At 47.4% G+C, this 22,100-nt stretch carries 24 protein-coding genes and 1 pseudogene; 11 read left to right on the forward strand and 14 right to left on the reverse strand.

Annotated features, from left to right (window positions below):
• Positions 1 to 30: 30 nt before the first annotated feature.
• A complete protein-coding gene (gene mlc / locus AC534G_RS13510; protein WP_069324168.1) occupies positions 31 to 1,251 on the reverse strand; it encodes a sugar metabolism global transcriptional regulator Mlc in 1,221 nt (406 codons plus the stop codon).
• Between the two features lie 118 nt (positions 1,252 to 1,369).
• On the reverse strand, positions 1,370 to 2,278 hold the full coding sequence (gene ynfL, locus AC534G_RS13515) for a multidrug efflux transcriptional activator YnfL/SxtR(Kp) (protein ID WP_069324169.1): 909 nt from the start codon (positions 2,276 to 2,278) through the stop codon (positions 1,370 to 1,372).
• Between the two features lie 107 nt (positions 2,279 to 2,385).
• Here ynfL and ynfM point away from each other — a divergent pair, with 107 nt between their 5' ends.
• Positions 2,386 to 3,636, forward strand: coding sequence for a multidrug efflux MFS transporter YnfM/SxtP(Kp) (gene ynfM / locus AC534G_RS13520; RefSeq protein WP_038640493.1), 1,251 nt, complete (start codon positions 2,386 to 2,388; stop codon positions 3,634 to 3,636).
• 30 nt (positions 3,637 to 3,666) lie between these two features.
• Here ynfM and AC534G_RS13525 read toward each other — a convergent pair whose 3' ends face one another.
• From AC534G_RS13525 to AC534G_RS13535, 3 genes are all read right to left on the reverse strand, one after another.
• Positions 3,667 to 4,341, reverse strand: a complete 675-nt coding sequence (locus AC534G_RS13525) for a CPBP family intramembrane glutamic endopeptidase (protein ID WP_042308544.1) — start codon at positions 4,339 to 4,341, stop codon at positions 3,667 to 3,669.
• Positions 4,342 to 4,428: 87 nt separating this feature from the next.
• Positions 4,429 to 5,910 (reverse strand): sensor histidine kinase, encoded by a 1,482-nt coding sequence (locus AC534G_RS13530; protein WP_110498091.1) that lies wholly within the window; start codon positions 5,908 to 5,910, stop codon positions 4,429 to 4,431.
• Positions 5,907 to 6,629, reverse strand: a complete 723-nt coding sequence (locus AC534G_RS13535; protein WP_038640487.1) for a winged helix-turn-helix domain-containing protein — start codon at positions 6,627 to 6,629, stop codon at positions 5,907 to 5,909. Before AC534G_RS13535 ends, AC534G_RS13530 begins: the two co-directional genes overlap by 4 nt.
• Before the next feature lie 187 nt (positions 6,630 to 6,816).
• Between AC534G_RS13535 and msrP the strand changes: the two genes are divergently transcribed.
• Together msrP and msrQ are read left to right on the forward strand one after the other, a co-directional pair.
• Positions 6,817 to 7,821 (forward strand): protein-methionine-sulfoxide reductase catalytic subunit MsrP, encoded by a 1,005-nt coding sequence (gene msrP / locus AC534G_RS13540; RefSeq protein WP_038640484.1) that lies wholly within the window; start codon positions 6,817 to 6,819, stop codon positions 7,819 to 7,821.
• Complete coding sequence (gene msrQ, locus AC534G_RS13545) at positions 7,822 to 8,448, forward strand: protein-methionine-sulfoxide reductase heme-binding subunit MsrQ (RefSeq protein ID WP_038640482.1); 627 nt, start codon at positions 7,822 to 7,824, stop codon at positions 8,446 to 8,448.
• 266 nt (positions 8,449 to 8,714) lie between these two features.
• Here msrQ and AC534G_RS13550 read toward each other — a convergent pair whose 3' ends face one another.
• From AC534G_RS13550 to AC534G_RS13560, 3 genes are all read right to left on the reverse strand, one after another.
• The gene (locus tag AC534G_RS13550) at positions 8,715 to 8,894 is read right to left on the reverse strand and encodes a hypothetical protein (RefSeq protein ID WP_174770176.1); all 180 of its coding nucleotides are present in this window, start codon (positions 8,892 to 8,894) and stop codon (positions 8,715 to 8,717) included.
• Positions 8,895 to 9,134: 240 nt separating this feature from the next.
• The gene (locus tag AC534G_RS13555; protein WP_174770285.1) at positions 9,135 to 9,425 is read right to left on the reverse strand and encodes a hypothetical protein; all 291 of its coding nucleotides are present in this window, start codon (positions 9,423 to 9,425) and stop codon (positions 9,135 to 9,137) included.
• Positions 9,425 to 10,375 carry a helix-turn-helix domain-containing protein gene (locus AC534G_RS13560; protein ID WP_174770286.1) on the reverse strand — a complete coding sequence of 317 codons (951 nt, stop codon included), beginning with the start codon at positions 10,373 to 10,375 and terminating at the stop codon, positions 9,425 to 9,427. Before AC534G_RS13560 ends, AC534G_RS13555 begins: the two co-directional genes overlap by 1 nt.
• Positions 10,376 to 10,857: 482 nt before the next feature.
• Here AC534G_RS13560 and AC534G_RS13565 point away from each other — a divergent pair, with 482 nt between their 5' ends.
• Both AC534G_RS13565 and AC534G_RS13570 read left to right on the forward strand, forming a co-directional pair.
• The gene (locus tag AC534G_RS13565; RefSeq protein WP_239006964.1) at positions 10,858 to 11,250 is read left to right on the forward strand and encodes a hypothetical protein; all 393 of its coding nucleotides are present in this window, start codon (positions 10,858 to 10,860) and stop codon (positions 11,248 to 11,250) included.
• Between the two features lie 326 nt (positions 11,251 to 11,576).
• Positions 11,577 to 12,122 carry a recombinase family protein gene (locus AC534G_RS13570; protein ID WP_071697150.1) on the forward strand — a complete coding sequence of 182 codons (546 nt, stop codon included), beginning with the start codon at positions 11,577 to 11,579 and terminating at the stop codon, positions 12,120 to 12,122.
• On the opposite strand, the gene AC534G_RS13575 is transcribed toward AC534G_RS13570, so the two are convergent.
• A complete protein-coding gene (locus AC534G_RS13575) occupies positions 12,119 to 12,907 on the reverse strand; it encodes a hypothetical protein (protein WP_071697151.1) in 789 nt (262 codons plus the stop codon). The genes AC534G_RS13570 and AC534G_RS13575 overlap by 4 nt on opposite strands.
• Positions 12,908 to 13,339: 432 nt before the next feature.
• Here AC534G_RS13575 and AC534G_RS13580 point away from each other — a divergent pair, with 432 nt between their 5' ends.
• Positions 13,340 to 14,260, forward strand: a complete 921-nt coding sequence (locus AC534G_RS13580) for a hypothetical protein (RefSeq protein ID WP_174770287.1) — start codon at positions 13,340 to 13,342, stop codon at positions 14,258 to 14,260.
• Positions 14,261 to 14,299: 39 nt separating this feature from the next.
• Here AC534G_RS13580 and AC534G_RS13585 read toward each other — a convergent pair whose 3' ends face one another.
• The gene (locus AC534G_RS13585) at positions 14,300 to 15,484 is read right to left on the reverse strand and encodes a site-specific integrase (RefSeq protein ID WP_496594414.1); all 1,185 of its coding nucleotides are present in this window, start codon (positions 15,482 to 15,484) and stop codon (positions 14,300 to 14,302) included.
• A 43-nt stretch (positions 15,485 to 15,527) separates the two neighbouring features.
• Between AC534G_RS13585 and AC534G_RS13590 the strand changes: the two genes are divergently transcribed.
• The 4 genes from AC534G_RS13590 to AC534G_RS13605 all read left to right on the forward strand — a co-directional run bounded on the left by AC534G_RS13590 (position 15,528) and on the right by AC534G_RS13605 (position 18,637).
• Positions 15,528 to 17,015, forward strand: coding sequence for a carboxypeptidase M32 (locus AC534G_RS13590; protein ID WP_369458150.1), 1,488 nt, complete (start codon positions 15,528 to 15,530; stop codon positions 17,013 to 17,015).
• A 137-nt stretch (positions 17,016 to 17,152) separates the two neighbouring features.
• Positions 17,153 to 17,545, forward strand: a complete 393-nt coding sequence (asr, locus tag AC534G_RS13595) for an acid resistance repetitive basic protein Asr (protein WP_085049341.1) — start codon at positions 17,153 to 17,155, stop codon at positions 17,543 to 17,545.
• A gap of 86 nt (positions 17,546 to 17,631) precedes the next feature.
• Positions 17,632 to 17,715, forward strand: a complete 84-nt coding sequence (gene ydgU, locus AC534G_RS13600; protein WP_455423394.1) for a small membrane protein YdgU — start codon at positions 17,632 to 17,634, stop codon at positions 17,713 to 17,715.
• 100 nt (positions 17,716 to 17,815) lie between these two features.
• Positions 17,816 to 18,637: a trypsin-like serine peptidase gene (locus AC534G_RS13605; protein ID WP_038640479.1), complete on the forward strand. Its 822-nt coding sequence runs from the start codon at positions 17,816 to 17,818 to the stop codon at positions 18,635 to 18,637.
• A gap of 34 nt (positions 18,638 to 18,671) precedes the next feature.
• On the opposite strand, the gene mdtI is transcribed toward AC534G_RS13605, so the two are convergent.
• The 3 genes from mdtI to AC534G_RS13620 all read right to left on the reverse strand — a co-directional run bounded on the left by mdtI (position 18,672) and on the right by AC534G_RS13620 (position 19,631).
• Positions 18,672 to 19,001: a multidrug/spermidine efflux SMR transporter subunit MdtI gene (gene mdtI / locus AC534G_RS13610; RefSeq protein WP_038640477.1), complete on the reverse strand. Its 330-nt coding sequence runs from the start codon at positions 18,999 to 19,001 to the stop codon at positions 18,672 to 18,674.
• Complete coding sequence (gene mdtJ, locus AC534G_RS13615) at positions 18,988 to 19,353, reverse strand: multidrug/spermidine efflux SMR transporter subunit MdtJ (RefSeq protein WP_160956389.1); 366 nt, start codon at positions 19,351 to 19,353, stop codon at positions 18,988 to 18,990. The genes mdtI and mdtJ overlap by 14 nt, the downstream gene beginning before the upstream one ends.
• A gap of 107 nt (positions 19,354 to 19,460) precedes the next feature.
• Entirely contained in the window at positions 19,461 to 19,631 is a 171-nt protein-coding gene (locus tag AC534G_RS13620; RefSeq protein WP_006684635.1) for a protein YdgV, read from the reverse strand.
• 138 nt (positions 19,632 to 19,769) lie between these two features.
• Here AC534G_RS13620 and AC534G_RS13625 point away from each other — a divergent pair, with 138 nt between their 5' ends.
• Positions 19,770 to 20,804, forward strand: a complete 1,035-nt coding sequence (locus AC534G_RS13625) for an AI-2E family transporter (protein ID WP_110498092.1) — start codon at positions 19,770 to 19,772, stop codon at positions 20,802 to 20,804.
• A gap of 30 nt (positions 20,805 to 20,834) precedes the next feature.
• On the opposite strand, the pseudogene AC534G_RS13630 reads toward AC534G_RS13625, so the two are convergent.
• Positions 20,835 to 22,030, reverse strand: a pseudogene (locus AC534G_RS13630) (multidrug effflux MFS transporter).
• Positions 22,031 to 22,100 lie beyond the last annotated feature (70 nt).

The raw sequence follows: 22,100 nt of genomic DNA on the forward strand, positions 1-22,100 counted from the left end.
CGCAATTTTTCGTACAACAGTTAAAAAATGTTAACCCTGTAATAGACGTATCAACAAAGAACCGTTATACATCGCGTCCTTAACGAGCGCGGCCCCTGCCATGGTTCCCTGGTTGGTAAACTGCGTACTTTCGACCACAATATGCTGACTATACGCCGGGAGCGCCTGCTGACGAATGCTGTCAGCAATGGTGGGAAACAGTATATCCGCCGCTTTGCTGAGCGGAGAACCAATCAATATCTTTTGCGGGTTGAACAAATTCACCATGATGGCAAGGATGCGTCCGACGTGGGTCCCGACGCCGCTAATGATATCTTTTGCCAATAAATCACCCTGCATCGCCGCCAGACACAGTGCGTCTACCGTTAACGGTTGTCCATGCAGTGAAGAGCTCATTGACTGCTTCAGCCGCACCTGCGCCAGTTCCAGCACGCTGTCGACGCTGGCGATGGTTTCCAGACAGCCATGATTACCGCAATAGCAGCGTTTACCGTAAGGATCCACCTGCGTATGACCAATTTCCACCAGGCTACTGCTCCCGGCATGCAGTAAATGACCGTCGGTTATCACCCCTGCGCCGACGTTATGGTCAATAACGACCTGGATGACATCGCGTGCGCCACGTGATGCGCCAAAAAGCGCCTCCGCCATGGTCCAGGCGCTGATATCATGCTGAATATAGACCGGCACGCCGGTATGGTTTTCGAGCGCTTCTCCCAACGGCATCTCTTTGACATCATCGTAAAACGGCATGCGATGTACGATGCCGTTTTCGGTATCGATTATGCCAGGTAGCGTGATGGCGATGGAGGTCAAGCGTTCCAGCTTTTGCTGGTGGCGGATGAAAAACTGATCGACCTGGGTAATGATACGCTCCAGCAGAGGTGTTTCACTGACCAGCGCCATTTCCAGGCAATCCTCAACCACCAGCTTGCTGCTTAGATCGCGCAGCGCCAGAAAAATCTCGCCGCGACTGATGCGAATGGATAAATAATGCCAGGCTTCGGTTTCGACAACCAGCCCCACGGCCGGACGCCCACGACTCCCTGCTTCTTTGATTTCCAGCTCTTGTACCAGGTGGGCTTCAAGCATTTCGCGGACAATTTTGGTAATACTGGCAGGCGCCAATTGTGCCAGGCGAGAGAGATCAATACGCGATACCGGTCCCAGCTGATCAATCAGGCGATAGACCGCGCCCGCATTGGTCTGCTTAATTTGATCGATATGCCCAGGCTGACTATCAGCAACCACCACTTACTCCCTTTATTTTCGCGCTCCGAAATAATCTGCGGGCTATGGTGAAGCACTTCAATGGCTTCCGTCAACTTTTTACTTAGCCTTGTGATTTACTGCACATTTTCACCCATATTTAAACTAAATTAATTGCCTGGACCGCCGCCAGCAGTTGTTCACGAAAACGTTGCGCGGCATGACTTTGCTCATGATGCTTAGGCCAGACTAACCACATTTCGGAGACGGCATCTTCCTCTGCTATCGGGATCCAGCACATTTCATACAGTTGCACCCGTTTAAAGGAAGCGGGCAGGATCGAAACGCCCAACCCCGCGGCCACTAACCCAATGATGGTCATCGCCTCGCCTACCTCCTGAGTAATCGTCGGTTTGAGATCATAGCGACGCATCAGACCCAGAATGTCGTCATACAACCCCGTTCCCACATGCGGGTCAAAAAAGACAAATGGCTCATTAGCCAGCTCAGCCAGCGTCACTACGGGCTTTTGCGCCAACGGATGCGCTCGTGGGATCATCGCCATCAGCGGTTCATGCAGAATAACCTCTCGCGCCAGCGTTTCCGGGAGTTGCGTGTTGCGCATAAGCCCCAGATCCAGAGTACCTTCGTTAAGTGGGGCAATTTGCTCGCGCGTATTCATTTCGCGGGTTTGCATATGCACCACCGGATAGCGCTGGCGAAACAGGGAGAGCGTATCTGACACCGCTTTGATAAACGGCGCTGATGACGTAAAGCCGATACGCAATTCCCCTGCTTCTCCGAGATGCAAACGCTCTGCCCGGGCGGCGGCTTCATTAACCAGGCTAAGGATCTGTCGGCTGTCCGCCAGAAACTGTTTTCCGGCGGCAGTGAGGGCCACGCTACGGTTAGTTCGCGCCAATAACCGGGCGCCAATCTGTTGTTCCAGGATTTGGATCTGCTGGCTTAACGGTGGTTGCGAAATATTCAGCCGCGCTGCCGCCCGGCCAAAATGCAACTCTTCCGCAACCGCCACGAAGTAGCGTAAATGACGAAGTTCGATATTCATATTTTTAAAATATTATTTGAGATTATTAATATATTAGACAGAATATTGGGATTTTCATACTCTTAAGGCTGGTCCTGTAGTAGCAAAATATTAAGCAAGGATTCCAGGTGAGTCGTACAACAACGGTCGATACCGCGCCGGCAAGCGATATTGACGAGAGCGTTACCCTGCCGGATGGTTTTATCAAACGCGGCACATCCCCTTTTATGCGCGTTACGCTGGCGCTGTTTTCTGCCGGGCTGGCGACATTTGCCCTGCTCTATTGCGTGCAGCCCATACTGCCGGTGCTCTCGCACGAGTTTGGGGTTTCCCCTGCCAGCAGCAGTATTTCGCTTTCCATCTCTACGGCAATGCTGGCCATCGGTTTACTGTTTACTGGCCCGCTTTCCGATGCGATAGGTCGTAAGCCGGTAATGGTTACGGCACTGCTACTCGCCTCCTGCTGTACGCTGCTTTCAACAATGATGACCAGCTGGCACGGGATTTTAATCATGCGCGCGCTGATCGGTCTGTCGCTGAGCGGCGTGGCGGCGGTGGGGATGACCTATCTGAGTGAGGAAATTCATCCCAGCTTCGTGGCTTTCTCAATGGGTTTGTATATCAGTGGCAACTCAATTGGCGGTATGAGTGGTCGCTTGATCAGCGGCGTATTCACCGACTTTTTCAACTGGCGTATCGCGCTGGCGGCGATCGGCTGTTTTGCCCTCGCCTCCGCGCTGATGTTCTGGAAAATTTTGCCAGAGTCCCGTCATTTCAGGCCCACGTCGCTGCGACCTAAATCATTGTTCATCAATTTCCGTTTGCACTGGCGCGACAGGGGGTTACCGCTACTGTTTGCGGAAGGTTTTTTGCTGATGGGGTCGTTTGTCACACTGTTTAATTACATCGGCTATCGCCTGATGCTCTCTCCGTGGGAACTCAGTCAGGCTGTTGTCGGCCTGTTATCCGTGGCATATCTGACCGGGACCTGGAGTTCGCCGAAAGCAGGTTCCATGACCACCCGCTATGGTCGCGGCCCGGTGATGATCGTTTCCACCGGCGTGATGCTTTTTGGGCTATTGATGACCCTGTTTACCTCACTATGGCTGATCTTCGCCGGGATGCTGCTCTTTTCTGCCGGGTTCTTTGCCGCGCACTCTGTGGCAAGCAGTTGGATTGGGCCACGGGCGAAACGCGCTAAAGGCCAGGCCTCTTCCCTGTATCTGTTCAGCTATTACCTGGGCTCCAGTATTGCCGGTACGCTGGGCGGTGTGTTCTGGCATAGCTACGGCTGGAACGGCGTGGGCGGATTTATCGCCCTGATGCTGGTGCTGGCGTTGCTGGTCGGTGCGCGTTTGCACCATCGTCTGCACGTTTAATCAAGGATGCCCGGCTTCGGGCATCATCACTTATGAAGACGCTGCCATTTGCAGGACAATAACCGTCCCGTTCATCACGATATGCAGCGTCATCGGCATCAGCAGTCCGTTGCTTTTCAGTCTGGCAAGGATTAAAACCTGCGACACAAGAAACAGCATCAGCAGCGTGCGCAGATCCACATACTGGGTATGCATCACGGCAAAAATGATCGATACCACGACTGACGACAGCCAGGTTTTATTATTGAACCAATACTGGAATGCGTTGAATAAACAGCCCCTGAAAACAATTTCTTCATAAACTGGCGCAAAAAATATCAGGGTCAAAGTGGATAACCACAGCGCGTAGTTGTTTAAGGATATCTGGCTGGTTACCCACGCTTCGGTTTGTCTGAGACCTATCAACCACGGCAAGATAAGCTGAATAAAAAGCAGGGCCGCAAATAAAATGCCAAACCAGCGGGCATTGAAGATCCCTTTGCCCAGCCCTTCTCTTTTCCTGAAGAAGAAATAATACAGCGGAACCAGTACGATAAATTCCAGCATAAACAACAGCGGGAAGAGTAATCCTTTGGCGAGCAGCTCCTGGCTTGCGGGAAAAAACAACGGGGTAAACGTGAGACCAAACATCAGCAAAAACATAGAAAAACAGCCAGCAACGGCTTTGGTCCGGGCGATATACTGGTTGTCGACATCCTGTGACATACAATCTCCTTGCACTTGTCGAGTATAAGATGATGAATTATCGATATATGATAAAAATTCTCATTATCACTGACAACCTACCAACATTTACCCTATGTATGGAGAATCCGTCAGCGGCAACCAAAAGCGGAAGCACGCGCCTGCCGTTGAATTAACCAGATTGATATCGCCGCCATGCAGTTCAAGCATTCTTCGCACAATCAGCAATCCCAGACCGCCGCGCTGCTCACGGGGAGTTAACGCGGTTGGGCGCTGAAATAACACTTCGCGTACCCCCATTTCCACGCCTGGGCCGCTGTCCTGCACCTCTGCTACCAGTCGGTCTTCATCACGCCAGATTTTTAGCCATACATCTCCCCCGTCAGGTGTATGGCGGATAGCATTATCCAGCAAATTCGTCACCACCCTTTCCATCATCGATAAATCGGCATTTACCAGCGGTAACGGCCCCATCACGTCAAGGTGTAACTGTAAATGGCGTGTGGCAACAGGGAGATCAAACTTCTGCGCCACATCCTGGATCAATTCGCCAATAGCAAAACGTTCGCGCTGAGGTTTTATGCCGCCGTGCTCCAGCCTCGCCAGCTCAAACAGTTGTTGTGACAGATGGCGAACCTTATGCCCCTGGCGCAACGCGATACTAAGATAATGCCTGTTTTCCTCTGGCGTTATCGTGTCGGCTTTCAGCGACAACATTTCCAGATAGCCCAGCAGCGAGGTGAGCGGCGTGCGTAAATCGTGAGATATATTGGCAATAAACTCTCTGCGCTGGCGATCGCTGTCAGCTAACAAATCCCACTGCTGTGCAATTTGCTGTGCCAGCTCTATAAACGCATTGTTCAACAACGCAATTTCATTCCCCGGTGACGGATCGGGCTTTTTCTGCGCCAACTGCTTAATGACGCTAATACTGTCCTGCTCCATTTTGACCACCTGCGCGGTCAACCTTTTTACCGGATGCGTCACCCATCGCCACACCAGCAAGCCCGCAATTCCGCCGGCTAATAAAACCAGAATTAACGTTCCTGCCACCGTGTTCCAGAGCGTTTTCTGCCAGGCGGTATTTGCCAGCATATGCAGATTTTCGCCCTGGAGAATAATGTACAGATAACCATGCAGTTGGCCGTTAAGCATCACTGGCGCCGCACTAAAGACCTTCTGCTGATTGCTGCGCGGATCATCGCCATACACTGGCAAACCATCCGAATTTAGAAAATCCTGAATCGGCTGCACGGTAATTTTCTGGCGCTGAATATGCCCGGGCGGTGCGGCATCGGCGAGTATGTCACCTGCTGGTGAAACCAGATACAGTTCGACGCTTGGATTGAGCGTCATCAGGTGATTAAACAGTCCTTTTAACGTCTGTCGATTGATCTGCCCGCGGGTATCAATCAGTGACTCACTTTTGACAATCTTGCTCGCCAGTTCCAGCGACAGCCTTTGCACCATGGCATCGCCATATTTTTGACTATTACGTAGCTGGACAACGCTGACGGCTACCGCGCAGATCAACATAATCGCGGTAAATACCAGGGTCAGCCGCTGGCTTAAAGACAGTCGATAAATCATGACTGATGCTCCGCGTTATTCGCCGCAAGCTTATAACCTCGTCCCCAAACGGTGAGAATAATTTCCGGCTCAGCAGCATCTTTTTCAATCTTGGTCCGCAGACGATTAATATGACTGTTCACCGTATGCTCATACCCTTCGTGCTGGTAGCCCCACACATGATCTAACAGCGCCTGACGCGAAAAAACCTCGCCGGGATGACGAGCGAAGAAATAGAGCAGATCGAACTCACGGGGCGTCAAATCGATTGATTTGCCATGCTGGCGGACTTCTCGGGCTAAGGGATCAATCTCCACGCCATGGACGCTAATGATCCCCGCCTCCAAACGTAGATTCTGACTCATCGCCTCCTGACGGCGAAACAGCGCCTTCACGCGGGCCATCAGTTCCAGTACGGAGAAAGGTTTGGCTAAATAATCATCGGCTCCCATCTCTAGCCCCAGAACGCGGTGAGTTTCACTGGTGCGGGCGCTAATAATGATAACGGGTAAATAGAAACTCATTTGACGAATGCGACGACATATTTCCAGACCATCGACACCCGGCAGCATCAAATCGAGGATAACCGCATCCCAGACATGTTTTTCCAGTTGTTCAAGCGCGCGCGTTCCATCTGCCTCATGGATAATTTCATATCCCTCATCCTTCAGGCTAAGCTGCAAAAGTGAGGCAATATCGCAGTCATCTTCCACCAAAAATATCTTTTTTGCGCCGGCCATCAGTGTCATCCCCTCTCGTTGAACTGAAAGCTTACCTCAGGCAAGGGGCGGAAGTTATCACAAAATTTTTAACTTTTCGTGAGGATCCTGGGATACGCCTGGATCAAGGATGTCGTTACAGAAAGTCACGCATCAACAGGGAAACGTCGCTTTGTTTTCCTTAACATGAAAATAAAAAGGAATAGTTATGCAGAAAAAACATCCACTTCGGGAAGCTGATGTTACCGCCGAATCAGTTTTTTTTATGCAAAGACGACAGGTCCTCAAAGCGCTTGGGATAGGTGCTGCAGCCGCTTCTCTCTCCTCTCCGACGCAGGCGAATCTACTGAATTGGTTTAAGGGCAACGATCGCGCGCCTGCACCGGCGGGGAAACCGCTCGAGTTTATAAAACCGGATGCCTGGCAAAGCACACTACCCCTGACGCCGGAAGACAAGGTGACGGGCTATAACAATTTCTATGAATTTGGTCTGGATAAGGCCGATCCTGCCGCCAATGCCGGTAGCCTGAAAACCGATCCCTGGACATTAACCATCAGCGGTGAGGTGAACAAACCCTTAACGTTGGATCATGATGCGTTGACCACACGTTTTCCGTTAGAAGAACGTATTTACCGGATGCGTTGCGTTGAAGCGTGGTCGATGGTTGTGCCGTGGATTGGCTTTCCCTTACATAAATTATTGGCGCAGGTTGAACCCACCAGCGACGCCAAATACGTTGCCTTTGAAACACGCTACGCCCCCGATGAAATGCCCGGTCAGAAAGATCGCTTCATTGGTGGTGGGTTGAAATACCCCTATGTTGAAGGTTTGCGTTTGGATGAGGCCATGCACCCTCTTACCCTCCTGACCGTGGGCGTGTATGGCAAAGCATTGCCGCCGCAAAACGGGGCGCCGATACGCCTGACGGTCCCCTGGAAATATGGCTTCAAGGGTATTAAATCGATCGTCAGTATCAAGCTGACACGTGAGCGCCCGCCGACGACCTGGAATATGTCAGCGCCAAACGAATACGGTTTTTATGCCAATGTTAATCCACATGTCGATCATCCCCGTTGGTCTCAGGCGACGGAACGTTTTATCGGTTCCGGTGGGATTCTCGATGTACAACGCCAGCCGACGTTGCTTTTTAACGGTTACGCCAATGAGGTGGCTTCTTTATATCGGGGTATGGATCTACGGGAGAACTTTTAAGTGAGATTAACGGCAAAGCAGATAACCGGCCTGAAAGTGCTACTGCATCTCGCCGGTTTTTTACCCCTGCTATGGCTCTTCTGGGCAGTGCAACAGGGTGCACTGGGCGCCGATCCCGGGAAAGACATTCAGCATTTTACCGGCATTACGGCGCTAAAATTCTTGCTTGCCACCCTGCTGGTATCGCCGCTCGCACGCTATACAAAGCAGCCTTTGCTGTTTCGTACCCGACGCTTGTTAGGATTATGGTGTTTTGCCTGGGCCACACTGCATCTGACCAGCTATGCGCTATTGGAGCTGGGTATACAAAATTTGGGATTGTTGGGGCGAGAGCTGGTTTCACGGCCATGGCTCACGCTGGGCATGACGGGTTGGGTTATCTTACTCCTGCTGACGCTGACCTCCACGCAGGCCGCACAGCGTAAAATGGGCAAACGCTGGCAAACGTTGCACAACTACGTCTACCTGACTGCCATTTTACTCCCGGTTCATTACCTATGGTCGGTCAAAGTGTTGTCACCGTCCCCTATTATCTACGCCTCCTGTTTTATTGTGCTGCTGGTATTTCGCTATAAAAAGTGGTTACGCAAAAGCGGATACAAAGGTGTGTTTATGAAAAGTGAATGATTCACGGTAAACTTCTTAACCACACCTAAACAGAACGAGAACAAAAAATGAGTAACAATGATAATTACCATCAACTCACCCGCACGTTCCAGCGGCTCTCTCGCTTCTCTCACCTTTCGGCCATCGCCAGTTGGGACATGTTTACCATTATTTAAACTTTATACTTTTCAATGTGCTAATCAATTTAGCGCATGAAAAGTGCATGAATCGTGTATGTAGAACTTAGATGATTTTACATTTTAAAACTATCAAATCCAGCTAGAAAATCAGTATGTACCCTCCTTGTTGGAGTTCACGCTGTAGTTCTTCAAAGCACCACCTGTCCCAGCATTACCAAGTGCCTTTGTAGCTCCAGCATTAGCGGAGTCTGTGAAGGTGCTTTCACCAGCTTTTACCGTAACGTTACTAGTTTCTTGGTCAATTAATACTGTCATTAGATAATCCATTTTCAAATCCTCTAAAAACAGGTCTCAGACCTCTTAAAATAGCCATTTTGAGGCCAGTACTCATACGGGATACTTACAGCATCTCTGGGTTTTGCTGTCTTGATTGTGCTTTTGGGGTATAACTTGCTTAAAATGGTTATTGCTAAAAGCACAAGGTTTAGCTTCAGTATTAAATTTCTGAAATATGAGATTACTATTACGATTGATGATGGTGGAAAATGATTAATTGCTGGTGGTTTGTCACCAGCGTTTTTCAATAACATTGGTTGCTTTTAAATTATTGGGGTCACCATTCTTAAGTTTAAGTTGTTTCGTAACCCACAAATCATAATAATGCAATACAGCGAACTTCAAAGCATCAACCTTCAAACCTGTCACACCATCATAAAAGAAATAATCCTTCCCTTTCTTTTTCGGTCGAATCTGGTAAACCTCCCCGCGAGTATCTTTCATCAAGTAACCTTCACGAGAAATGCTATAACGCTTTAGCAGATAATCCTTGTATCGTTTTTCACCGTGATATTCTTTCATTAGTGCATACCTCCAGCATAAACGCGTCTGGCTTTAACTATTTTTTTCTTTGGTTCGATGTGGACTTTCTTTCTTGGAATAAAAGTAAAATCATCGTCACTATCATCAAAATCATCCAGTTCATTAATCTTGTTCTTTTGTTTTGCAAGTTCGAATTTCTTTTTCTTCTCCGCTTTATATTGTTCACATCTTAATGCTTCTTCAGGACTCTCTTCATCAAGGTCAACATCCGGTAATTCATCGTCAGTTGATTCTGTGCAGGGGCAAGGTGTATCTTTCTGGTCACTAATAACACTCACATCATCGTTTTCTTTATCTTGCTTAGTAGTCTCTTCAGGGCTTACTTCAAGGTCATCTAAGTCAGATTGTTTAATAGCCTCTTCAATACCAAGAGAATCACATTCATGTGAATCACAGAGCGAAGCTCCCATCTTAATAGACTCTTCTTCAAAGCTCTCTTTTAGTCTTTCTTCTTTAGTCTTTATATTTTTGTCTTTATATTTAGTCTTACATGTAACCAATTTCTGGTTAGGTAGGTAACCAAATTCTGGTTGGGTAGGTAACCAATTTTTGGTTGGGTTACTGTCAATTCCTGGTTGACCTGATAATTTAGCTCTACGACCCTCATCAAGGGTAGGCTCTGATAAGACTTCTGGACGCACATCCAACGTGAATACTTTAAAAATACTTTGCTGCCCTTTGATATTGGTCTTCTCAATAAGCCTGTGTGATTCTAGTCTTTTCAGAGAATCAATAACTGTATTGCGTGTAGCGCCAGACATAACCATCAGATAGTCAATGCTGGGGGCATATCTACCGAACTTGGATTCATAATAATCAGCACCATCAAGCATAATGAAGTATACCAAACGGTCAATTGGTTTTAGTGTTTTAGGGAATTGTGCAACTCGTTTATCTACCATAATAAAAGCATTAGTTTCTTTTTTCATTCATAAAACCTCATACGTGAAAAGGCCAATCGGATAAAACCGATTAGCCTGATGTAATTAAAATATCTGGGGGATTGATGGACTGATAAAGAAGCCCATGCCTGAAACAGTGCGATGATTATGACGCTGAGGTAATTACCCTGAATGAGAGGTCTTGTTGACGTCAACCATCTGACACTCCCCCAAGTGTTACCACTTCAAGACATGAACTTTTTTATCAGCTCACATGGAAACTATAATGGATGTGATTATTAATTGCAACAATTATTTCACAGGACAACCACTATTTGCCTGCAAATTAAGCAACTGAACTAAAGAGTATTGACAAAGGTCTTGACAAGGCTTTATTCTCTTAAAAGATACTTAGAAGACTATGTTAAACAGACTCATCTTTCTGGGGTTCTTCTCTCTTCTTAAAAGCCTTTTAAGAGTTTTTAAACGAATACTATTGAATCATCGTCAATACTTAGAACAAATTCAAAATGAGAAAAGTATTTCTTTCACTCTTTTTTACACTCTTTGCGCTTCCTTCTTTTGGGAAAGATTTTATTAAACCCAGCATCAATCTTCAGGGACTGGATATGGCTGGGTGCTTAATCCTGAACGAGGAAACAGCAAAAGCGGGCGAAAACTATTACAGAATTTCCCCCGATACATTCCAGAAAGCGACGGACAGAGTTACCGATAAGCTTTATAGAGTTGAGGCTGAATATTTCGAGAAGGTCGCCAATGAAATGGATAAACAAGGATTCAAGACTCTTTCAACTACAGAGGGTGGCTCTCTGGATATAAAAATTAAAGCAATAAAGCGGCTATACTATGGCTTGGGGTTTTACCGTGGACGTGGTGATTGTAGTCCTTTAAGTCAAAAATAAAATTACAATACCTCCTCTCTTAACTCCATCCTTACCGAAAGCTTCAAAAATATCTCCTGGTGGATTTGGTAGAATCCACCTCATAGATGTATAGCTGCTAAGTACCCGTCACTACGCCTAAGCAGCCTCCTTTGCAAAATTTTAAAATATCATTGACTTTCTCTTTGAGCTGCTATACAGACCCCCTCACCTCTTAAGCATACCGATATAGCATGCTAAAAAGGTATATCTAAACCTCTGTAAATACCATACCGATTAGCCTTGTAAAACACTTTATCGGTACGATATACTCAATCCATCAAATGAGTAAGACAAATGAGTGCATCATGGGCAACATTGGCTATATTCGAGTTTCATCAGTACAGCAAATTACAGACCGCCAACTTGAAGGGGTCACACTGGATAAGGAATTCATTGACAAGGCATCTGGAAAGAATACAGACCGCCCACAACTAAAGGCTATGCTCGACTATGTTCGTGAAGGTGACGTTATCCATGTACACGACCTGTCACGTTTAGGGCGTTCTACCGTGGATGTATTAACGCTGGTGGATAAACTCTCACAGAAAGGTATCAAGGTTCACTTCCACAAAGAGGGTCTGATAACTGGTGACGATAACCCCACGTCTAAGATGATTCTCACAATCTTTTCAGCAGTGGCTGAAGCTGAACGTAAAATGATGCTTGAGCGTCAAAGAGAAGGTTATGAAGCCGCTAAAGCTGCTGGTCGTGTAGTTGGAAGGGGTAACGGTAAAGCGGTTGACAGAGAAGGTATTAAAGCTGCTCTTGCTGCTGGTGGCTCAATTGCTAAGGTTGCTGCACAATTCAACGTTGCTAAGTCAACTGTGCAGCGTATTAAGACCGAGGATTAAGGACGACCACCTGACAATCTGAATGAGTCTGAGAGCGTGCCATTTCCGCTCAAGCCTTTTTCTTTCTGCCTTTCCCTGACCGTCTTTAGAGATGCAGCCAGAGCATCTTTCGCAACAATATGCGAAATGCTCTTTTTAAAGTCTGCAATGGAAGTACTGTTATCTACTCTTACAAAACCATCAATAGCTACAATCAACTCAGCAGCTTTATCCACCCATTGCCAGTACTCTTCAACAACATCTTCAGTTAACCGTCTGGCTCCTTCAATCGTTTGATTATTAATAGCAATATCTCTTCTAATGCCTTCAAGTTCTCTTCTAAGTTCATCAGCCTGACGTTTTAAGGCATCTGTCTGCTCTTTTTCTTTAGCAATATCCGTATCCGCTTTAGCCTGAGCAAGCTTCTCAGCATTCAACGCTTCAACCTTCTTCTCAGCGGTTTCTTGCTGCATACTGTATTCAGCCAGTAATGATGCCTTAACTCCTTCACGCTCCTTTGTTTCTAACCACCGCTTTGTCCTGGTAATCCAGTAATTGGCATAAGGGGAGATGATAGCAAGTATTCCACCCACCAACACAGGTGCCATTAAAGACCAACCATCAAGACCTTCACCACTTGTGATTTGTTCTATGCGGGTAGTCACTGATGACTTACTCATGAACAGGATAGCTAAGTTTTGCCAGTTAAAGCCACACCATGAAAGAGCTATGTAACCCCATAAAGGATTTTTCAGACGCTCTTTAACAACATCTTTCACGGAATCTGTGATTGACTCATCACTCATTTAAAAATCTCCCTTTAGCTTTGTATGCCGATTTTATAACTAACTGAATGATTTAGGGAGTGAATTTTATGGCAGCAATTGCTATATAGACCTGTATATAGCGCTTTTCTAGGGGGCGAGAGAGGCATGACTGACACGATACCGTTTAACCTGACAGATTACGTGCGAATTATCATTATATTTCAATAAGTTATACAGAATAAAGACTGTGTAGGGGCTGGTAAGACACTGCATAGATATCGCAATAAACCACCTGAAAACCTATAAATACAACCTTAAAATGAATATTCATTCACCTGATAATACCTGTTATTTACAGGCCAGATTTTTTATATATAACCTAATGATTCATAACAGTTATCTGCTGGATATAACATATGAAATTTACTAAGATAATGCGCACATGGTTTCAACAGGAGGTTCAATAGATATATGAAAGAGGTTATCTACAACATATTTTGTTTTTGTCCTGATGGGATTCATATCACACATGCAGGAATAGTGCCCCATGAATATGATGGTAGTGATGCACAAAAATTGGATTTTTTACAACGAAACTTAGATATTGACTTAGCTTCTTGTCGTTTATTTTATGATATACATCCATCTGTCCTAGAGGACAACAAATTGACACTTGCAAGATATAATGCGAATTTGCGATTTGGTAATTCTTTTGCTCCTTTTGAGTTAGCTTTAGAAGCTCTAAATGCACCAGCTAGCCCTTTAGCTATTGTCACGCAAGTTGTAAAAGGTAAGTTACAATATGATATTCAGCTATCAATTTCAGAGCAGTTAAGGAATAGACACACCCCTAACTATCACATTGAAGGTGTAAAAGACCTACCTGACTACCTTGATAACTATATGAAAGATGATGGTTTTTATATTAAAAAGCTACTCAATGATGACCACATGGAACCAATAAAACTCCTGTTTAATAAAAAACATTACTTATCAAGCTTCAAATTACTGATGTCTTTCATTGATACCATTGCTTACATTGAATTTGGAAATAAAAAAAGAGTCTTTCAAGATTGGCTTGATACATACTCAGATATACAAAGCCTTGGAGTAACTTCTGATGAATTATATGAATTAAGGAATTCATTGCTTCACATGACTAACCTAAACTCACACAAAGTTACTCAAGGGAAAGAAAGACGTCTTAGCATTGCTGTATGTAAAAGAGGTCACCCAACTCAATATTATGATAATATAGTTTATATAAATTATACTGATTTTTTATTCCTTTTCGATGAAGCTGTTGACAAATGGGTTGATAGTTATAATGGTAGTAATAAGCAACTCACCTTCATTGAAAGATATGATGAAGTTGTCAGGGATAATTACTAACAATATTTGGGGCTAACAGCCCCTCATCCTTGGCTGGTTCTAGTTCATTACAGCGGCCTTGTTCAAAGCCAACAGCATCTGTTTTAGTGGCTGTCTGGTCTTGTAAACACGGTCTGAGGTCGTTTTATGAGCATGCCCAAGAATGCTATATCGTACCGAATCAGCTACATCACAGTCTCTAAGTCTGTTTGACAGGCTATACCGGAAATCATGTGAACTATGCTCAATACCAATTTGCTTAAACGCAAATGCTATACGACTTCCTGCTGCATTGTTTTTAGTCCATCCTAATCTTGGTTTGGTATCCCATATCCCCATCTGAAGAAGTGCTTCACTTATTGGTATGTCTCGAATAGAGGTTTCATTTTTGACCTTCTTACCATCTTCTGTGTTGATGCTTATACACTTAATACCATCAACAATACGGAAATCTTCGGGACGTAACTGGATTGCCTCCCCTATTCTCATTCCTGTATTCCATAGTATGGCTAAAAGCCACTTTAGGTCTTCATAACCCTTCACATAATCAGTCTTCATCACCTTCTCATATTCTGAAGGAGTTATCTCTGTCTTATGATTAATGCTTGTGACCTTAGAGTAAGTCATCCCTTTAACAGGATTTGCTGTTAAGTAATCCCTCTTATCTATGCAGAAATTGAACAACGCCTGTAGTTTTATCAGGGCATCCTGTCGGCTTCTTGGTGCTTGGTAGCGTTCATCAAGAAATCGCTTAAAGTCTGCTATGTGCTGCTTAGTAACATCTTCAACATTTTTTATTGAATGTCTTTTAGCCCATTCGATGAATAAGTTAACGCTTCGTCGATTTAGCTTCTCTGTCCGTAACTTCCAATCAGCACGATTATCTTCACACCATTCTTCCAGAACCTCACTGACAGGATGCACAGCTTTCTCGTATACGGTGGTTAACGGCATCGTAGACATATCTGAACCACCTTCCAAGACCATCAACAAAGCATCATCAACCAAACGGTCACGATATGACTTAAGGGCGTTTCTTAAGCTCTCAAATGGAAGAGAAAGCTCTTTGAATCTTACATACTGAATGGTCAACTTTTGTGCTCTAAATTTTGCAATCTCTGGTAGTCGAGTCCTAAGACTTACCGACAATGTTCGATTGCTAAGTTTTTTCCTCCAGAGGTAGCCATCTTTCTGAGAGTAGCTAAGATGGGTGCATGAAAAGTGCATGAATCGTGTATGAATCACGGTAAACTCCTTGAAACATACCCAACTAACGAGAAGAAGAACTATGCAGAAAAACCTTTCTTATCAGGCACTCACCCGCACGTTCCAGCGGCTCTCTCGCTTCTCCCACCTCTCGGCAATCGCCAGTTGGGACATGTTTACCATGATGCCGCCGGGCGGCAGCAAAGCCCGCGGCGAAGCGTTGGCTGAACTGAGCGTACTTGAGCATCAGTTGTTAACCGACGCGAAAGTAGCCAAGTGGATCGCCGCCGCAAAACAGGAAGACCTTAACGATGTTGAGCAAGCGAATTTGCGCGAAATGTCGCGACTGCATCACCAGGCATCCCTGCTGCCTGAATCACTGGTAGAAGCAAAGTCGCTGGCAGGCAGCCGCTGTGAGCATGCCTGGCGCAGCCAGCGACCCGCGAATGACTGGGAGGGTTTTTCCGAGAACCTGAAAGAGGTCGTGAAATACAGCCGCGAAGAAGCCCGACTGCGCGCAGACGCTAAAGGTTGCTCACCTTATGACGCGCTACTGGACATCTTTGAACCAGAGATGACCAGCGCCCAACTGGATGTCCTGTTTGCAGATGTGAAAAGCTGGCTGCCCGATCTCCTTAGCAAGGCGGTGGCAAAACAGTCTCAACAAACGCTTATCGCCCCAATTGGCCCCTTCCCGACTGCTGTACAGCGAGAGCTGGGTCTGGAAACGATGGCGCAGTTAGGATTCGACTTTACCGCTGGACGACTGGATATCAGCGCGCATCCCTTCTGTGGCGGCGTGCCGGAAGATGTTCGCATTACGACCCGCTATGACGAAAATGAACTCCTCAGCGCGTTGTTTGGCGTGATTCATGAAACGGGTCACGCCCGCTATGAGCAAAATCTGCCGCGCAACTGGTCAGGACAACCTATCGCTCTGGCACGCTCAACAGCCATTCATGAGTCGCAAAGTCTGTTCTTTGAGATGCAATTGGGACGCAGCAAAGCATTCCTGACGCGACTCATTCCGGCTGTGACGCGTCATTTTGGCAACCAGGCAGCGTTTGAAGAGAGCAATTTCATTGCCTGGAACCAGCAGGTAAAACCCGGTTTTATCCGCGTTGACGCCGACGAGGTGAGCTACCCTGCTCACGTGATCCTGCGTTATGAAATCGAGCGAGCGTTAATTAACGGTGACATTGAAGTGGATGACATTCCGGCCTTGTGGAATGAGAAGATGCAGGCCTGGCTTGGACTGTCAACGGTGGGGGATTATCGTAATGGCTGTATGCAGGATATTCACTGGACCGACGGCGGCTTTGGCTACTTCCCGTCTTACACTTTAGGCGCTATGTATGCGGCGCAATTGTTCAGCGCAGCTCACCGCGCATTGCCCGATCTGAACCAGTCCATTGCGCAGGGAGAGTTTAGCGCCCTCTTTGACTGGCTACGCCAAAATATCTGGCAGCATGGCAGTCGTTTTACCACTGAACAACTCATTACCCAGGCCACCGGAGAGCCGCTCAGCAGCCGCTATTTCCGCGCTCACCTGGAAGCCCGTTATTTGTAATCTCATGCCGTGAGTCATTGTACATATCGTTACACGCCGATACCAATGACTCACGGAAGCCCAGTGATTACAGCGATATAGTTATTTCAACGGCCCCGCAGTGGGGTTGAATGAAAAACCAAATCGAGGGTATGAGAATGAAAAAAGTATTAGCTCTGGTTGTTGCCGCTGCTATGGGTCTGTCTTCTGCTGCATTTGCTGCTGAAACAACTGCTACCACCGCGCCAACTGCTGCAACGACAAAAGCGGCCCCGGCGAAAACCACCCATCATAAAAAACAGCACAAAGCTGCGCCGCAGAAAGCACAGGCTGCCAAAAAACACGCCAAAAAAACCACCACTAAACCGGCGGTAGAACAGAAAGCGCCAGAACAGAAAGCTCAGGCCGCTAAAAAACACACCAAAAAAGCAGCCACCAAGCCTGCCGCAGAACAGAAAGCGCCAGAGCAAAAAGCTCAGGCCGCTAAAAAACACACCAAAAAACCTGTGAAACACGACTCCGCTAAACCAGCTGCTCAGCCAGCCGCATAACACACCTGTAGTCACTATGGCGTCCCCCACGCCGTAGCATACGGCGCTAAATCATTCAGATTTGGCGCCGCCTTTCGGAGGGTAAAATGGTGTCACATTACCGCTTTGAGTTCATTCTTACGGCCCTGATTATTTGTGCCCTCATCGCCATGCATTTTTATCTTTCCTGAGTGTAGTTATCTGATTTTACTCCCACTTTCCCGCCGTCCCGTCTATAGTATTAACTGAGGGTTTGCTGTTAAAAATCATAATTCCCCACCAGAGTGTGATATGCATAAAACCATTGCTGTGTTACTGGGTTCAATTTGTTTAACTCCTGTCGTTGCGCATGCGGAACAGCCAGCAACGTCCAGCGCTGAAGCAGAAAATATAAAAACGCTGTTTTTTGGACATGACGATCGCATTAAGGTGACTGACCCAACGCAATCACCATGGGACGCTATCGGACAACTGGAAACCGCCAGCGGTAATCTGTGTACCGCTACGCTCATTTCACCCCATCTGGCTCTGACTGCCGGACACTGCTTACTTACGCCGCCAAAAGGTAAACCTGATAAAGCCGTGGCGTTACGCTTCGTGTCGAAAAAGGGTATCTGGCGTTATGAGATCCACGGAATTGAAGGCCGGGTTGATCCTTCGCTCGGCAAACGTTTAAAAGCCGATGGTGATGGCTGGATTGTGCCCCCCTCCGCCGCCCCATGGGATTTTGGTCTGGTGGTGTTGCGTTATCCACCTTCCGGTATCACACCGCTGCCATTATTTGAAGGTGATAAAGCGGCGTTAACCGCGGCGCTGAAAACCGCGGATCGTAAAGTCACGCAGTCAGGCTATCCGGAAGATCATCTTGACGATTTGTACACGCATCAGGATTGCGTGGTGACCGGCTGGGCGCAAAATACCGTTTTGTCACATCAGTGCGATACGCTCCCGGGCGACAGTGGGTCGCCATTGATGCTGAAGACGGATTCCGGCTGGCAATTGATTGGCGTACAAAGCTCCGCTCCGGCGGCGAAAGATCGCTGGCGGGCAGATAACCGCGCGATTTCCGTGACCGGATTTCGCGACAAACTGGAAGCGCTGGCCAAGGGATAACGCATACTGCCCGTATTAACGGGCAGCACTTTTATCAGGCCAGTTTTATCATGATCATTCCGGCCAACAGCAATGCCACGCCGATCCAGCCTTTATTGTTCAGACGCTGACCAAACAGCACCCAGCCTGCAGCTAACGTCGCGGCAATCCCGAATCCGCCCCATAAGGCATAGGCGACGGAGAGATCGATACCTTTTACCGCCTGCGACAACGCACTAAAAGCCGCTAAAACTGCAGCCAGCGACAGCACGCCATAAGCCTTACGGCGAAAACCATCAGAAAACTTCAAAAAGACGTTAGCCACGATTTCCAGAACGATAGCCATGCCAAGCCAGGCGCCATGAACCCATTCAAACTGCTGCATGGGTCACCTCTCTGCCCGCTTTGGCAGGCTTTCGTGTACCGGATTTAATCAGCACAATACCTACCACCAGCGAGACCAGACCAGCCACCTTCATCGTGGACAAGGTTTCGTCAAATAACAGCACGCTGAACAGCGTAATAAATAAAATACCGATACCTTCCCATAAGGCATAAGCTACGCCGAGGGCAATTTTTTTAACGGCAAAACTGAGAAAAATATACGATAAGGCGATCATTACCAGCATTAAAATAAAGCCTGAATTACCATGGCCCACGCTCGCCCATTTCATTGACAGCGTACCGGTAATTTCAGCCGCGATGGCCAGACCTAATAATATCCAGTAAAACATGATGCTTCTCCTGCTTGAGAATATAGTCCTTTGGGCCTACTGCATGCAGTAAACCAAAAAATAAAATCAGTTAGCTCAGCGCACAGCGCCAGCTCAGGCAGAAGAAGGGACTAAAGCGCGTTGCGCCAGTGTTGCTCACCCGCAAGCAGGAAAGTGGAAGAGGTACGAAGAAGTGTAGGTAAAAGCAAAAACATCCTGAACATATTGTCCATAATATTACAATTATCCGCAGTGTTGCTTCTCATCATCGCGGATGATAATTGTCCTCGGTAGTTAAACACAGATGATTTGTATCATAGGTTCATTACGAACTCAAAGCCTTTTCACTTCTTTACCAGCCCTGTTTGATTTTTGTTATAACGGCTCGACGCAAATCACATTATTATTCAGATTCAAAAAGTAAAAACGCAGGAATACACATGGCGAAACCGATCATTACGCTTAACGGTCTAAAAATAGTCATTATGCTGGGCATGCTGGTTATCATACTGAGCGGCATCCGCTTTGCCGCAGATATCATCGTGCCCTTTATTCTGGCATTATTTATTGCCGTTGTGCTGAACCCTGTAGTGCAACGCATGGTGAAACTTCGCATACCGCGCGTATTCGCAGTGTCATTGCTGATCGTAATTATTGTAATGCTAATGGTGCTGCTATTAGCCTACTTAGGTACATCCTTAAATGAGCTTGCGCGGACGCTACCGCAATACCGTTCTTCACTGGTTATCCCGCTGAAAAATCTCGAGCCTTGGCTACAGCGCGCAGGGATAGGCGTTTCGGTGGATGAGCTCGTCAAATACATCGATCCGAACGCGGCAATGACGCTGGTCACTAATTTGCTGGCGCAGCTGTCTAATGCCATGTCATCGATATTTTTGCTGCTGCTGACGGTGGTTTTTATGCTGCTGGAAGTCCCGCAACTGCCCAACAAACTGAAACAAATGATGAGCCGGCCTATTGAGGGAATGGCAGCGATTCAACGCGCCATCGACAGCGTATCGCACTATCTGGTACTAAAAACGGCAATCAGCATTGTGACCGGACTGGTCGCCTGGGGCATGCTCGCCGCCCTCGACGTGCGCTTTGCCTTTGTCTGGGGATTGCTGGCCTTCGCCCTCAACTATATTCCTAATATCGGTTCCGTGCTGGCAGCCATCCCCCCTATTGCTCAGGTGCTGGCATTTAGCGGTCTTTACGACGCCCTGGTGGTGCTGGCGGGTTATCTGGTCATTAACCTGGTGTTCGGGAATATCCTCGAACCGCGGATTATGGGACGTGGTCTTGGGCTGTCCACGCTGGTGGTGTTTCTGTCGTTGATCTTCTGGGGCTGGTTGCTGGGACCTGTGGGGATGCTGCTTTCTGTCCCGCTGACCATCATCGTCAAAATTGCGCTTGAGCAAACCAACGGCGGGCAAAGCATTGCTGTTCTGCTTAGCGATCTCAACAAAGCGTAAACTGTCGCCCCGCCTGCGCGGGGCTTTCGTTTATCGTTTAGCTCGTAGCGCCAGGGAGGCACTCAACAGCGTAAATAACGCAATTATCCACGCCATGGTCCATGGCGTGCCGTCACTGAAAGCGGCCAGCAGTAATGATGAGATAATCCCGCTACCGTACTGTAATGCGCCAATCAGCGCGGAGGCTGAACCAGCGATGTTCGGTACCGCATCCAGCGCTGCGGCCGTTGAGGTAGCCGCAATAATGCCGTTCATCGAGAACAACAGGAATATGGTAATGATAATGGCCACAATTCCCCCGGACTCCAGCTTAACCAACAGGGCAAGCGCAACCGCAGCCAGCGCCGCCAGCATCGTCGCATATTTCAGCAGTTGCTCCAGGGGATGCCGTTGCACCAGCCTACGGTTTACCACACTCATCGCCATGACGCCGACAATATTTAGCGCAAACAGCCAGCCATAATGCTGAGGATCAACATGGTAATAGCTAATATAAACAAATGGCGATCCGGTAATAAACGCATACGCGCCGACGTAATAAAACGTCAGGCTCAGGGTGTAGCGCATAAAACGCCCATTAGATAACAGGGAACGGTAATTACGAAATGCGCCCGTCAGAGAAGCTTTTACCCGTTTTGCTTCAGGCAGTGTTTCTGGTAGCCAACATAAAGAGACACACATTAGCGCGCCAATCAGCGCCAGCAGCCAAAAAACTGCGTGCCAGGTGCTCAGGCGAATAATTTGCCCGCCAATCAATGGCCCAGCTATCGGCGCAATCGCCATTATCAGCACCAGCGTCGAGAGCATTTGCGCCGCACGGGTACGCGCAAAGAGATCGCGGATCATTGCCCGGGCCAGCATAGGCCCAGTACAGGCGCCAAGGGCCTGAAATACCCGCCAGAAAACAATCTGCGTGATGCTTGTAGACATCGCACATCCTGCAGACCCGATGATAAAAGCACCATGCCAATAAACAGCGGTTTACGCCTGCCCAGATGATCGCTAATCGGTCCCCAAATCAGCTGTGCGATAGTAAAACCTACCAAAAATCCGGTGATCGTAAGTTCTACATTGCCATGTAAATCCGTGGCCATTGTCGGCATTGCCGGAAGATAAATATCGGTAGAAAGTGAGGTAAAGGCCATCAGGCCACTGAGGATCAGAATAAAAGTAAGGCCGGTGTGGCTTGCTGTAGCCACCGGCGATGCCAGTTCATTTTTACGCATAGCGCTCTGTCATGTTGAAGAAACAGACCGCAGTACATATGCGACGTATTGCGGTGATTAGAGACTAAAA

It is taken from the genome of Citrobacter sp. CRE-46 (assembly GCF_059615875.1).

Coding starts and splice junctions, on each gene's coding strand:
- msrP (WP_038640484.1), top strand. CDS start 6,817: ATGCAGAAAAAACATCCACTTCGGGAAGCTGATGTTACCGCCGAATCA.
- AC534G_RS13560 (WP_174770286.1), bottom strand. CDS start 10,375: ATGAAAAAAGAAACTAATGCTTTTATTATGGTAGATAAACGAGTTGCA.
- ynfL (WP_069324169.1), bottom strand. CDS start 2,278: ATGAATATCGAACTTCGTCATTTACGCTACTTCGTGGCGGTTGCGGAA.
- AC534G_RS13570 (WP_071697150.1), top strand. CDS start 11,577: ATGGGCAACATTGGCTATATTCGAGTTTCATCAGTACAGCAAATTACA.
- AC534G_RS13530 (WP_110498091.1), bottom strand. CDS start 5,910: ATGATTTATCGACTGTCTTTAAGCCAGCGGCTGACCCTGGTATTTACC.
- AC534G_RS13625 (WP_110498092.1), top strand. CDS start 19,770: ATGGCGAAACCGATCATTACGCTTAACGGTCTAAAAATAGTCATTATG.
- AC534G_RS13605 (WP_038640479.1), top strand. CDS start 17,816: ATGCATAAAACCATTGCTGTGTTACTGGGTTCAATTTGTTTAACTCCT.
- AC534G_RS13590 (WP_369458150.1), top strand. CDS start 15,528: ATGCAGAAAAACCTTTCTTATCAGGCACTCACCCGCACGTTCCAGCGG.
- AC534G_RS13575 (WP_071697151.1), bottom strand. CDS start 12,907: ATGAGTGATGAGTCAATCACAGATTCCGTGAAAGATGTTGTTAAAGAG.
- mdtI (WP_038640477.1), bottom strand. CDS start 19,001: ATGCAGCAGTTTGAATGGGTTCATGGCGCCTGGCTTGGCATGGCTATC.
- asr (WP_085049341.1), top strand. CDS start 17,153: ATGAAAAAAGTATTAGCTCTGGTTGTTGCCGCTGCTATGGGTCTGTCT.
- AC534G_RS13555 (WP_174770285.1), bottom strand. CDS start 9,425: ATGAAAGAATATCACGGTGAAAAACGATACAAGGATTATCTGCTAAAG.
- AC534G_RS13550 (WP_174770176.1), bottom strand. CDS start 8,894: ATGGATTATCTAATGACAGTATTAATTGACCAAGAAACTAGTAACGTT.
- AC534G_RS13535 (WP_038640487.1), bottom strand. CDS start 6,629: ATGGCCGGCGCAAAAAAGATATTTTTGGTGGAAGATGACTGCGATATT.
- AC534G_RS13565 (WP_239006964.1), top strand. CDS start 10,858: ATGAGAAAAGTATTTCTTTCACTCTTTTTTACACTCTTTGCGCTTCCT.
- AC534G_RS13580 (WP_174770287.1), top strand. CDS start 13,340: ATGAAAGAGGTTATCTACAACATATTTTGTTTTTGTCCTGATGGGATT.
- ydgU (WP_455423394.1), top strand. CDS start 17,632: ATGGTGTCACATTACCGCTTTGAGTTCATTCTTACGGCCCTGATTATT.
- AC534G_RS13525 (WP_042308544.1), bottom strand. CDS start 4,341: ATGTCACAGGATGTCGACAACCAGTATATCGCCCGGACCAAAGCCGTT.